The sequence below is a fragment of the Streptomyces californicus genome (assembly GCF_000717645.1).
In the GTDB taxonomy this organism is placed as follows: Bacteria; Actinomycetota; Actinomycetes; order Streptomycetales; family Streptomycetaceae; genus Streptomyces; species Streptomyces californicus.
Genome location: NZ_JNZZ01000002.1, coordinates 61,507 through 73,639 on the forward strand (window position 1 = coordinate 61,507; position 12,133 = coordinate 73,639).

At 72.9% G+C, this 12,133-nt stretch carries 9 protein-coding genes; 6 read left to right on the plus strand and 3 right to left on the minus strand.

The genetic code is table 11. The annotated features are described in order from the left end of the window. The first annotated feature begins 44 nt into the window (after nt 1–44). Nucleotides 45–488, plus strand: a complete 444-nt coding sequence (locus IF19_RS0102790; RefSeq protein WP_030113736.1) for an SRPBCC family protein — start codon at nt 45–47, stop codon at nt 486–488. Between the two features lie 266 nt (nt 489–754). Continuing rightward, complete coding sequence (locus tag IF19_RS0102795; protein ID WP_030120849.1) at nt 755–3,289, plus strand: MFS transporter; 2,535 nt, start codon at nt 755–757, stop codon at nt 3,287–3,289. Nucleotides 3,290–3,464: 175 nt separating this feature from the next. Here IF19_RS0102795 and IF19_RS0102800 read toward each other — a convergent pair whose 3' ends face one another. Beyond that, nucleotides 3,465–4,358, minus strand: a complete 894-nt coding sequence (locus IF19_RS0102800; protein ID WP_030275888.1) for a LysR family transcriptional regulator — start codon at nt 4,356–4,358, stop codon at nt 3,465–3,467. Between the two features lie 137 nt (nt 4,359–4,495). Between IF19_RS0102800 and IF19_RS0102805 the strand changes: the two genes are divergently transcribed. Beyond that, nucleotides 4,496–5,500 carry an aldo/keto reductase gene (locus IF19_RS0102805; RefSeq protein WP_030113740.1) on the plus strand — a complete coding sequence of 335 codons (1,005 nt, stop codon included), beginning with the start codon at nt 4,496–4,498 and terminating at the stop codon, nt 5,498–5,500. A gap of 69 nt (nt 5,501–5,569) precedes the next feature. On the opposite strand, the gene IF19_RS0102810 is transcribed toward IF19_RS0102805, so the two are convergent. Beyond that, nucleotides 5,570–7,255 carry a purine-cytosine permease family protein gene (locus IF19_RS0102810; protein WP_030275890.1) on the minus strand — a complete coding sequence of 562 codons (1,686 nt, stop codon included), beginning with the start codon at nt 7,253–7,255 and terminating at the stop codon, nt 5,570–5,572. Nucleotides 7,256–7,947: 692 nt separating this feature from the next. Here IF19_RS0102810 and IF19_RS1000000135325 point away from each other — a divergent pair. Next, on the plus strand, nt 7,948–8,274 hold the full coding sequence (locus IF19_RS1000000135325) for a hypothetical protein (RefSeq protein ID WP_050493670.1): 327 nt from the start codon (nt 7,948–7,950) through the stop codon (nt 8,272–8,274). Nucleotides 8,275–8,320: 46 nt separating this feature from the next. Here the strand turns inward: IF19_RS1000000135325 and IF19_RS0102825 are convergent, their stop codons facing one another. Then, complete coding sequence (locus IF19_RS0102825; protein WP_030120845.1) at nt 8,321–9,583, minus strand: C15 family peptidase; 1,263 nt, start codon at nt 9,581–9,583, stop codon at nt 8,321–8,323. A 363-nt stretch (nt 9,584–9,946) separates the two neighbouring features. On the opposite strand from IF19_RS0102825, the gene IF19_RS0102830 reads away from it, so the two are divergent. Next, on the plus strand, nt 9,947–10,780 hold the full coding sequence (locus tag IF19_RS0102830; protein WP_030113745.1) for a M55 family metallopeptidase: 834 nt from the start codon (nt 9,947–9,949) through the stop codon (nt 10,778–10,780). Further along, nucleotides 10,773–12,116, plus strand: coding sequence for a M20/M25/M40 family metallo-hydrolase (locus IF19_RS0102835; protein WP_030275892.1), 1,344 nt, complete (start codon nt 10,773–10,775; stop codon nt 12,114–12,116). The genes IF19_RS0102830 and IF19_RS0102835 overlap by 8 nt, the downstream gene beginning before the upstream one ends. The last annotated feature ends 17 nt before the right edge of the window (nt 12,117–12,133 follow it).

The window sequence follows — 12,133 nt, forward strand, 5'->3', positions numbered from 1 at the left end:
GGCTCAGCACACCCCCCGAACCACGGATTGCTGGAGGAACAGCCATGGCGCAGGTCGAGGCGACGACGGAGCGGATCATCGCGGCGGACGCGGACACGGTGTTCGACGCGCTGGCCGACTACAAGGACGTCCGCGGCAAGGTGCTGACCGGGCACTTCAGCGAGTACGAGGTCCGGGAGGGCGGCGACGGCGAGGGCACGCTCGTCCACTGGAAGCTCCAGGCGACCAGCAAGCGCGTCCGCGACTGCCTGCTGGAGGTCAGCGAGCCGACCGACGGGCAGCTCGTCGAGAAGGACCGCAACTCCTCCATGGTCACCACCTGGACCGTCACGCCGGCCGGCGAGGGCAGGTCCAAGGTCGTCGTCGTCACGGTCTGGGACGGCGCGAGCGGCATCGGCGGGTTCTTCGAGCGCACCTTCGCGCCCAAGGGCCTCGGCCGGATCTACGACGAGCTGCTCCAGAACCTCGCCACCGAGGTCGAGAAGTAACTCCCCTCTTCCGCACCGGAGGCCGGTCTTCACGGGCCTCCGGTGCGTGCCCGCCCCGGCCTCCGGTCAACGAGGCCGCGCCTTTCGGTGCGGGGCCGGCCTCACCGGAACGGGTGGTCTTCCACAGCGGCCGGTTGTGCGCGGTAGTGGCTCCCACCATGGCTTAAGCCCTTTGTGCGCTCCGCGTACGCCCCTCGTCACGTTTGCCCCGCCTTGCCGCGCGGTGCGACAAATGGGCGGCGCAGGTGCGACGAGGGGAGCGGTACGTGGTGGGCGGGATCACGCTGGTGAAGGACGAGCCCGACGGGCCTGGCCGGGAGGGACCGGACGAGACGGGGCCGGGCGGGTCGGCGGAACCCGGGGGTCCGGCTTCGCACGGTTCGGCTGCGGGCGCCCCCGTCCCGGACGGCTCGACCGCCACGGTCGAATCCCTCGCCGTACCGCCCCCGCCGCTCCCGGGAGCCGGACCCGGGCCGGACGCGGCGGAGATCAGCCCCCGCAAAATCCGCATGGTCTTCCTCGGGCTGATGCTCACCCTGCTGCTCGCGGCGCTCGACCAGATGATCGTCGCCACCGCCCTGCCGAAGATCGTCGGTGAGCTGCACGGCCTGGAGAAGATGTCCTGGGCGGTCACCGCCTACCTGCTCGCCTCGACGATCGTCCTGCCGCTCTACGGCAAGCTCGGCGATCTCTTCGGCCGCAAGGGCGTCTTCCAGTTCGCCATCATCGTTTTCATCATCGGCTCCGCCCTCGCGGGCTGGTCGCGCACCATGGACGAACTGATCGCCTTCCGCGCCCTCCAGGGCATCGGCGGCGGCGGTCTGATGATCGGTGTGCAGGCGATCATCGCGGACATCGTCCCGGCCCGGGAGCGCGGCCGGTACATGGGCCTCATCGGCGCGGTCTTCGGCCTCGCCTCGGTCGCAGGACCGCTGCTCGGCGGCTTCTTCACCGACCACGCCTCCTGGCGCTGGTGCTTCTACATCAACGTCCCCTTCGGCCTGGTCACCCTGGCCGTCATCGCGGTCGTCCTCAAGCTGCCCCGGCCCGCCGCCCGGCCCCGCCTCGACGTCCTGGGCGCCGCCCTGCTCGCCGTCGCCTCCACCTGTCTGGTGCTGGTGACCAGTTGGGGCGGCACCGAGTACGACTGGACCTCGGGCACCATCCTGGGCCTCTCGGCGGGCGCGGTCGCCTCCACCGTGCTGTTCGTCGCCGCCGAGCGACGGGCCGCAGAACCGATCATTCCGCTCAGGCTCTTCCGTGACTCCGTCTTCAACGTCACCGGCCTGGTCGGCGCGGTCCTCGGCGTCGCGCTCTTCGGCGCGGCCAGCTATCTGCCCACCTATCTCCAGATGGTCGACGGGGTCAGCGCCACCGAGTCCGGGCTGCTGATGCTCCCGATGATGATGGGCATCGTCGGCGGCTCCATCGTCTCCGGCCAGCTCATCACCCGTACCGGCCGCTACCGGATCTACCCGATCGTCGGCAGCGCCGTCTCCGTCGTCGGCATGGCCCTGCTCTCGCTGCTGGAGGCGGACACCTCCGTCCTGGCGTACAGCTTCTACCAGGCGGTCCTCGGCATCGGCATCGGGCTGGTGATGTCGGTACTGGTGCTCGCCGTGCAGAACTCCGTACGCCCCTCGGACCTCGGCACCGCCACCAGCGCCAACAACTACTTCCGGCAGATCGGCGGCAGCGTCGGCGCGGCCATCTTCGGAACGCTGTTCGCCGGACGGCTCTCCGACGCGCTCGGTGAGCGGCTGCCCACGGGAGCCGAACTGCCCGACCCGGCGTCGATCACCCCGCAGATCGTCCACGCGATGGAACCCGCGCTGCGCGACGCCTACATCCAGGCGTACGTGGACGCGATGCCGCGCATCTTCCTCTACCTCGTGCCGGTGCTCGTGCTCGGCCTCGTCCTCGCCTTCTTCCTCAAGGAGAAACCGCTGGTGTCCCACCACAGCCCCGAAGCCGCCGCCGAGACCACGATGCCGATCCCCGCCGCCCGCGCCGACTCCGCCCCGCCCGCCTCCGGCTACCTCTCGGGGGTCCCGGTCCACGGCCGGGTCCAGCACCCCGACGGCACGACCGTCCCCCGGGCCGCCCTCACCCTCATCGACGTCCAGGGGAACCAGATCGGGCGCGGGGCCAGCGGCGACGACGGGCGGTACGCGCTCAGCGTCCCCGGCGCCGGTTCGTACGTCCTGATCGCCGCCGCGGGCGGACACCAGCCGCAGGCCGTCAGCGTCACCGTGGGAGAACGCCCCGTCGAGCTGGACGTGGTCCTCGGCGGCGCCGGACGTCTCGCCGGGTCTGTCCTCACCCCCGACGGGGCCCCGGTCCACGACGCGGCCGTCACTCTCACCGACGTACGCGGCGACGTCGTCGCCTCCACCCGCACCGGGCGCGAGGGCGGGTACGTCATCGGCGAGCTGATCGCGGGCGAGTACACCCTCGCCGCCAGCGCCCCCGCCTTCCGCCCCGCCGCCCTTCCGGTCAGCGTGCAGGCCGCCCGCGAGACCCGGCAGGACATCGAACTGGCGGGCGGGGCCGTCCTGCGCGGCGTGGTCCGGGCCACCGGCGGCCGGCCCGTCGAGGACGCCCGGGTCACCCTGCTCGACGCGGCGGGCAACGTGGTGGACACCCTCACCACCGGGGCGGACGGCTCGTTCCGCTTCGTCGACCTGTCGTCCGGCGAGTACACGGTGATCGCCGCCGGATACCCGCCGGTCGCCACCGTCCTCCAGGTCGCCGGCGGCGGCCGCACCGAACGCGACCTCCAGCTCGGACACGAGGACTGAGGCGACGGGAGAGGCCCGAGCCCGCCCGAGGGGGCCCGGACACAGGGCGCGGGCAGGGACCGTACGGGGCGCGCCCTCGGGCTCACCCGCCCCCGGGCTCACCCGGCCCATGCTCACCCGCCCTCGGGCTCACCCGGCCCATGCTCACCCGGCCCATGCTCACCCGCCCTCGGGCTCACCCCGCCCCCGGGTCCTCCCGCAGCAGCCGCATCAGCGCCCGCGCGCCCGGGCCCGCGCTCCGGGCCGCCGGAAGCACCGCCACGCTCTCGTACACCGGCCGGACCGCGCCCGTCAGCTCCACCGTGACCAGCAGCTCCGCCTCCGGCTTGCGGGAGAAGTGGTGCGGCACCACCGCGATCCCCAGCCCCTCCCGCACCAGCTCCAGCAGGCTGTGCACGTCGTTGACCTCAAGGCCCACCGTCCGCCGCACCCCCGCCGCCGCGAACGCCTGGTCGGCCGCCCGCCGCGGGCCCCAGTCCGGGTGGAAGTCGATGAACGACGCCCCCGCCAGCTCCTCCCACCCCACGTCGGTCCGCTCCGCGAACGGATGCCCCGCCGCGCACAGCAGCACCAGCCGCTCCCGGGCCAGCGGCACCAGCTCCCCGCGCCACTCCGCCGGACCGACCGTCGCCGCGAACGCCAGGTCCAGCCGCCCGCCCGCCACCCCGTCCAGCAGGCTGCTGGTGCCCTCCTGCCGCAGCCGCAGCTCCATCTGCGGATGGTCACGGTGGAACGCCGCCAGCAGCCGCGCCGGGCTCACCCCCGCCACGCACTGCTCGACCCCCACCGTCAGCGTCCCGCGCAGCAGGCCCCGTACGGCGTCCACCGCGTCCCGCGCCGCCCGCGCGCCCGCCAGCGTGCGCTCCGCCTCCACCAGCAGCGCCCGCCCCGCCTCGGTGAGCCGGACCGTGCGCGTGGTCCGGCTGAACAGCGGGGTCCGCAACTCCTGCTCCAGCGCCCGTACGGAGGCGGAGAGCCCGGACTGGGAGACGGCGAGGCGCTCGGCGGCCCGGGTGAAGTGGCGCTCCTCGGCCACGGCGACGAAGTGCTCCAGCTGACGCAGTTCCATGATTGAGCAATGTAGGCGATGAATCCGAACGCAATCTCCTGTTGGACTGCTGGATCCATCTGCGGAAGCCTGGAGTCCGCACCCCTGGCCGCGCCGGTCCCGGCGCGGCACCCCCGTACCCCTCCCGCGGAGTCCGTATGTACCTGCCGTCCGCCGACCGCTACTCGGCCATGCCCTACCGGCGCACCGGCCGCAGCGGCCTCCTGCTGCCCGCGCTCTCCCTCGGCCTCTGGCACAACTTCGGCGGAGACCGCACCCCCGAGACGCAGGCCGCCATCCTGCGGCGCGCCTTCGACCTCGGGATCACCCACTTCGACCTCGCCAACAACTACGGCCCGCCGCCCGGTTCCGCCGAACTCACCCTGGGCCGCGCCCTGGCCACCGACTTCGCCCACCTGCGCGACGAGATCGTCATCTCCACCAAGGCGGGCTACCACATGTGGGACGGGCCGTACGGGGAGTGGGGCTCGCGGAAGTACCTGCGCTCCTCGCTCGACCAGAGCCTCAAGCGCCTCGGTGTCGAGTACGTCGACATCTTCTACTCCCACCGCCCCGACCCGGACACCCCGCTCGAAGAGACCATGGGCGCGCTCGACACCGCCGTACGGCAGGGCAAGGCGCTGTACGCGGGCCTCTCCAACTACTCCGCGGCCCAGACCCGTGAGGCCGCCGCGATCCTCCAGGACCTCGGCACCCCGCTGCTCATCCACCAGCCCCGCTACTCCATGCTCGACCGCCGCATCGAGGCCGACGGGCTGCCGGACGCCCTGGACGAGCTGGGCGTCGGCTCCATCGCGTACTCGCCGCTGGAGCAGGGCATCCTCACCGACCGCTATCTGGACGGCATCCCGGCCGGGTCCCGGGCGGCCGGCGCGAGCCCCTTCCTGACCGCCGACGCCGTCACGCCGCAGCTGGTGGAGCGGCTCCGCGCGCTCGACGCCCTGGCGAAGGAGCGCGGCCAGTCGCTCGCGCAGCTCGCGCTGGCGTGGGTGCTGCGCGGCGGCCGGCTCACCTCCGCCGTCGTCGGCGCGAGCAGTGTGACGCAGTTGGAGAACAGCGTCGCGGCCGTCAGTCGCCTGGACTTCACCGAGGACGAACTGTCCCGGATCGAGGAGCTGCTGCGGGACGCCGGGACGGTCTGACACCGACCGCGTGCGTACGTGCGTACGCGAGGACACCTGCGTACGCACGTACGGGCGTGAACGCGAGGATCAGGAGCGGGAGCCCGGGACGGGCGGAGCGGCGGGGAGCACGTGGTCGCCCGCCTTGTCCGTGCTCAGGCACAGCGAGCAGACCACGGCGTCGTGGGCCGGGCAGGCGGCCAGGTCCGGGCGCTCGAAGGTCTGCCGGCAGACGTGGCAGTCGTACGTGACCGCGCTCGGGTTGCCCTCGGCGTCCAGCAGCGGCACCGGGATGCCGTCGTCGCTCCGGCGCAGGTAGTACCGGCCCCGGGTAGCGATGGCCATGACCGGGGTGAGGACGGCCGCGATCACCACCGCGGCGACGGGGGAGTAGGGCTGGACGGTGTCGCCGAAGGCGTGGAAGTACATGGCGATGGAGAGCCCGGAGGCCGCGGTGAACGCGGTGACGCCGACCGGGTTGACCGCGTAGAGCATGCCCCGGCGGAACTCCGGTGCGTGCGGGGACAGTTTCAGCAGGTACTTGTTGACCCCGATGTCGGTGGCGACGGTGACCACCCAGGCGATGGCGCAGTTGGAGTAGAAGCCCAGGATGCCGTTGAGGAAGCTGAACATGTCGGCCTCCATCAGGATCAGCGCGAAGGCCAGGTTGACCAGGACGAAGACCATGCGGCCGGGGTAGTGCCGGGTCACGCGGGTGAAGGAGTTCGTCCACGCCAGCGAGCCGGAGTAGGCGTTGGTCACATTGATCTTGATCTGGCTGATGACGACCAGGACCACGGCCAGCGGGACCACCAGCCACGACGGCATCATCGCGTCGAACGCCCCGCGGAACTGCTGGATCGGCTCGGTCGCCGCCGCCGGTCCCACCTCGGAGAGGACGTAGACGGCGAGGAAGACCCCGATGGCCTGCTTGATCGCGCCGAGCACCACCCAGCCCGGACCGGCCATGACCATCGCCGTCCACCAACTGCGCCTGTTCGCGCGGGTCTTCGGTGGCATGAAGCGCAGATAGTCGATCTGTTCCCCGATCTGCGCGATGAGGGAGAGGCAGACGCCGGCCCCGAGCAGGACGGAGGCGGTGTTCAGGCTGCCTTCGCCGTCGGTGCCCGCGTAGGCGAGGAAGCTGTCGACCGTGCCGGGGTCGGTGGCGACCAGGTAGAGGAGCGGGCCGACCATCAGCAGCAGCCATATCGGGGTGGTCCACACCTGGAGCTTGCTGAGCGCCTTCATCCCGTAGATGACGAGGGGGATGACCATGAGGGTGGAGACGGCGTAGCCGAGCCACAGCGGGAGCCCGAAGCCGAGTTCGAGGCCCTGGGCCATGATCGCGCCTTCGAGGGCGAAGAAGATGACGGTGAAGCTGGCGAAGATGACGCCGGTGAGGACCGAGCCGTAGTAGCCGAAGCCGGAGCCCCGGGTGATCAGGTCGAGGTCGATGTTGTAGCGGGCCGCGTAGTAGGCGAGCGGGAAGCCGGTGACGAAGATGAGGGCGGCGGCCACCGTGATCGCGACCAGCGCGTTGCCGGTGCCGTGGGCCATGGCGATGCCCGCGCCGATGGAGAAGTCCGCCATGTAGGCGATGCCGCCGAGCGCGGTGGTGGCCACGACCATCGGGGTCCAGCGGCGGTAGCTGCGGGGTGCGAAGCGGAGCGTGTAGTCCTCCAGCGTCTCCCGCACCGCTTGACCGGTCTGCGGGGAGGCGGGCGGCGCGGGGTCGGGAGGGGCCGGTTCGGCGAGCTGTATGCGGGTGTCCATGGCGGGCGACGGTAGGCAGCCGTCGTTACCCGCGCGTACGCCCGGTGTGAAGCGGGCGTTTCGGCGGACTCACCGCCAACCCGCCAACCCGCCAACCCGCCAACCTGCCGATCCGTGGGCCGCTCGGGGTTCCGGACGCCCCCGCCGACCCGCCGACTCGCCGACTGGAGGGCGGCGAGTCGGTACGTCCCGGAGAGTTCCGGTGCCGCCCGGTCAGAAGGGCTCAGGGGGCGATGCCCGTACGTCCGGTCGAACGCCGCGCGGGGATCGGCCGGCGACACCCGCCCGGCGGAGAAGCCCCGTGGGCGTCGCGTACACCGTGTTCGCTCCGGTCGGCCCTGCCGGGAGGCGTGGGACGAGGAGCCGGTGGGCCGAACGCGGGAGGCGGTGGCCTGCGGGACGTGGCCATCGGCATGAGACGCCGCGGCCATCTGCATGAGACATCGCTGGCCGGGCACACGCGGAACATGCGGATTTCCCCAGCACCGCCGCTTTCCTCCCGGTCAGGCGGAACGAGCCCCCAGTCCTGCCCCGACGGTCGGCGCAGCGAGGCGAGGTCCGGTCGGGCCGCCCCGCGCCGCCGCCCCGGGGCCCTTCGGCGCCGGTGGGCCCGGACGAGACAGGGGGCGCGTACGCTCGCCGCCCTGGAGTGGACCTCGTGCGCCCTGCCGGACGGCACCGGCGAGCACCAGTTGCTCCTGGTCCACCACCGCAAGGTCGTCGGGGAGATCTCCTACCGGCTGTGCGCCCACTGCCCGGCCGGTCAGCTGACCACGACACGCATCGGTACCCCGCTGCCGGAGCGGTCCGTGGCCCGCAGGGTCCTGGCGCATCTGCGCTTCCGCCACCCGGACCGCACCTGGCTGCCGTCGACGACCTCGGCCCGGACGCGCCGGAACCGCCGGGTCCGCGCCGCCGGCCCGGGCATCTGCCCCGGCCACGCCGACGCCCGCCACTCCTTCTCCGGGCAGGGCGCGGCGGCCGCGGTGGACGGACGCGTCGCCGCCGCCCACCGCTGAACGGCGCCGTCCCCGGCCTACGGTGCCGACAGGCTCCGCCCGCGGCTCAGGGCGCCACCGCCGTCCGCACCAGCTCCCGCACCTGGCGCACGATGTCCGAGCGGTTGCGCTCGAACTCCGGGTCGGTGACCGTGCCCGTGCGCGGGTCCGTGTTCTCCGCGCCGAACCGCAGGACCGGGGTGTGCAGGTGGCCGCCCGGCAGGTGCCGCAGCCGGAGCCGGTCGCGGAGCAGGGTGACCCGGTAGGCGATCTCGTTGGACAGGTAGTCGCCGCCGCCCCCGGCCCGCGCCGACGAACCGGGCGTCGGCCCGTCCGGCCTGGTCACCGGCTCGGTGCCGCCCGCCGGGACCTCGGTGACCTCGGTGTTGTCGTACACCGGGAACGGTCCCGTCTCCGCCTCGGCGAGCCGCCGGTACGGAAGCGTGGTGGAGGTCCACTGCGGCTGGGTGCCCGGGTCGGTCACCGGGACGGGCCCGGTGCTCGACGCGTTCTCGTTGTCGGGGAAGCCGCCGCGCCAGGCGCCGTTCGTACGCTCCACGTCGAAACGGCCGACTCGGCCCTGGCTGATGGTCGTGAACAGGTCCAGGTGCGGCAGGTGCCGGGCCACGGCCCGCTCGACCGCACCTTCGGCGAAGTCCGACCACCGCACCGGGAAGACGACGGTCTCGATGCGGGCCGGCCCGTCCGCCGTGCGGACCAGAGTGCCGTCCAGGGCGAGCGCGCTCGCGCCCGAGGGATTCCCGATACGGACGTCCCGGTCGAGCGTGAACGGGTCGAAGCCGGTGACGAGGACCCGCTTCACCCGGCGGTCCGGGAACCCGACGTCCCGCTGGCCGCGCGAGGCGGTCTCCAGGGCCGTGTCCAGGGTCTCGCGCCGCTGGGCATTCAGCGCGAACGAGGGCGTCCACGTGCGCAGTTCCCTGCTGAGCGCGAGGCGCGCCCAGTACAGCGGGCGGTCGTCGCCCCGGCTCAGGTCGCCCGCGGCGGGGCCGCGCCCCTGAGCGCGGTTCACCGCGCGCCGCCAGAGCGCCGCACCGTGGCGCGCGACCGCGCGCTCGGCCTGCGCGTAGCTCCGGGAGCGTTCCAGGGCCTGCCGGAAGCGCGGGGCGGCCGCGTCGAATCCGCTGCGCCGGAGGATCTCCCGCGGGGCGGCCCGGTCGAGGCGCTGCTCCTCGACGGTCGCCGCGCCGGGGCCGTCGGCGGGGTCCGCCGCAGCGGCGGTGGCGGGGAGGGCGGAGCCCGCCAGGACGAGCAGGAGCGCCAGGCCGCCGAATCCGAGCCGGGCCGTCGTGGGGAAGTGGGGGGACACGCGGGTCCTTTCGTTCGACCGGTGGTGGTCCGCAGTATCGCGGCACGCCCCGACGCGAAGCCATAGGGCATCCATCGGGAGGCCCGCGCCGGGGGCTCGCGGGGGAACGGTGATGCCCACCGGGAACCCGGGCCCCGCCGGAGAGCCGGGCCCCGCCGGAGAGCCGGGGCCTGGTGGCGCGAGCCGTGCCCCTCCGGAAACCCGTGCGTCCCCCGGAAACCCGAGCCCCGCCGAAATCCCACCCACCTCTGCACCCCACTATCTCTGCACCCCACCCACCTCTGCCGCTCCCTCCCCGCTCGACGCCCCGCCGCACCGCCCCTCCCTGGCCCGCGCCGCTCACGGGGCGTACGGTGTGGCGGCATGAAGATCCTCATCAGCGCCGACATGGAAGGCGCCACCGGAGTGACCTGGCCGGCCGACGTGCTGCCGGGCACTCCGCAGTGGGAACGCTGCCGGTCGATGTTCACGTCCGACGTGAACGCGGCCGCCCTCGGCTTCTACGACGGCGGCGCCGACGAGGTTCTGGTGAACGAGGCCCACTGGTCGATGCGGAACCTGCTGCTGGAGCACATGGACGAACGCGTCCGGATGCTGACCGGCAAGCACAAGTCGCTGTCCATGGTGGAGGGCATCCAGCACGGCGACGTGGACGCGGTGGCCTTCGTCGGCTACCACACGGGGGCCGGTACGGAGGGCGTCCTCGCCCACACCTACCTCGCCAACTCCATCACCGGTGTCTGGCTGAACGGCGTCCGCGCCAGCGAGGGCCTGCTCAACGCGCACGTCGCCGCCGAGTACGGGGTGCCCGTCGTCCTCGTCACCGGCGACGACCTGACCTGCGTGGACGCCGACGGATACGCTCCGGACGCCCGGAAGGTCGCCGTGAAGGACTACGTCTCCCGGTACGCCGCCGTCTGCCGCACCCCCGCCCGTACCGCCGCCGACATCCGCGCGGCGGCGAGGAGCGCCACCGTGCTCGCCGGCCGCCGGGACCCCGTCACCGGCGGGGAGTTCACCGTGGAGCTGGAGTTCGACGCCGAACACCTCGCGGCGGCGGCCACCGTCGTCCCCGGGGTCGCGCCGAGCGGCGAGAGGCGCGTCGCCTACACCAGCGCGACGATGTACGAAGGAATTCGCACGTTCAAGGCGGTGACGACGATCGTGTCGGCCGCCGTGGAGGAACAGTATGGCTGAGGCCCCCGACCCGCTCGGACCCGTGGACCAGCAGGCGCTCGACGAAGTGGTGGCGTTCACCTCCGAGCTGATCCGGATCGACACCACCAACCGGGGCGGCGGCGACTGCCGCGAGCGCCCCGCCGCCGAGTACGTCGCCGAACGCCTCGCGGACGCCGGGATCGAGCCGACCCTGCTGGAGCGCACCCCCGGCCGGACCAACGTGGTCGCCCGGATTCCCGGCACCGACCCCACCGCCGACGCGCTGCTCGTCCACGGCCACCTCGACGTGGTGCCCGCCGAACCCGCCGACTGGAGCGTGCACCCGTTCTCCGGGGAGGTCCGCGACGGGGTCGTGTGGGGGAGGGGCGCCGTCGACATGAAGAACATGGACGCGATGGTCCTCTCCGTCGTACGGGGCTGGGCCCGCGAAGGGTTCCGCCCGGCCCGTGACATCGTCATCGCCTACACCGCCGACGAGGAGGACAGCGCCGCCGACGGATCCGGCTTCCTCACCGAGGAGCACACCGGGCTCTTCGAGGGCTGCACCGAGGGCGTCAGCGAGTCCGGGGCCTTCACCTTCCACGCCGGCGACGGCCTCTCGCTCTACCCGATCGCGGCGGGCGAGCGCGGCACCGGCTGGCTGAAGCTGACCGCCGAGGGCCGGGCCGGCCACGGCTCCAAGGTCAACCGGGAGAACGCGGTGAGCGCGCTCGCCGCGGCCGTCGCCCGGATCGGCGACCACGAATGGCCCATCCGCCTCACCCCGACCGTCCGCGCCGCGATCACCGAGATCGCCGCCCTGCACGGGATCACCGCCGACCTCGACGAGCCCGGATTCGACGTCGCCCAGCTCCTCGGCAAGCTCGGCCCGGCCGCCTCCCTCGTCGAGAACACGATCCGCAACAGCAGCAACCCGACGATGCTGGAGGCCGGTTACAAGGTCAACGTCATCCCCGGCCACGCCACCGCCTTCGTCGACGGACGCATGGTCCCGGGCGGCGACGAGGAGTTCCACGCCACCCTGGACCGCCTCACCGGCCCCCTCGTGTCCTGGGAGTTCTACCACCGCGAGACCGCGCTGACGGCCCCGGTCGACTCCCCGACGTACGCCAAACTGCGCGCCGCCGTCGAAAGGTTCGACCCCGGAGCGCACACCGTGCCGTACTGCATGTCGGGCGGCACCGACGCCAAGCAGTTCTCCCGCCTCGGCATCACCGGCTACGGCTTCACCCCGCTGAAGCTGCCGGTCGGCTTCGACTACCAGCGGATGTTCCACGGGGTCGACGAGCGCGTCCCCGTCGACGCCCTGCACTTCGGCGTCCGCGTCCTGGACCACTACCTGCGCACCGCCTGACCGACTCGTCCCCGGGG

Bases quoted from the DNA above. Each gene is read 5' to 3' on its own strand.
- IF19_RS0102790 (WP_030113736.1), top strand. From the start codon at position 45: ATGGCGCAGGTCGAGGCGACGACGGAGCGGATCATCGCGGCGGACGCG.
- IF19_RS0102800 (WP_030275888.1), bottom strand. From the start codon at position 4,358: ATGGAACTGCGTCAGCTGGAGCACTTCGTCGCCGTGGCCGAGGAGCGC.
- IF19_RS0102805 (WP_030113740.1), top strand. From the start codon at position 4,496: ATGTACCTGCCGTCCGCCGACCGCTACTCGGCCATGCCCTACCGGCGC.
- IF19_RS0102810 (WP_030275890.1), bottom strand. From the start codon at position 7,255: ATGGACACCCGCATACAGCTCGCCGAACCGGCCCCTCCCGACCCCGCG.
- IF19_RS0102830 (WP_030113745.1), top strand. From the start codon at position 9,947: ATGAAGATCCTCATCAGCGCCGACATGGAAGGCGCCACCGGAGTGACC.
- IF19_RS0102835 (WP_030275892.1), top strand. From the start codon at position 10,773: ATGGCTGAGGCCCCCGACCCGCTCGGACCCGTGGACCAGCAGGCGCTC.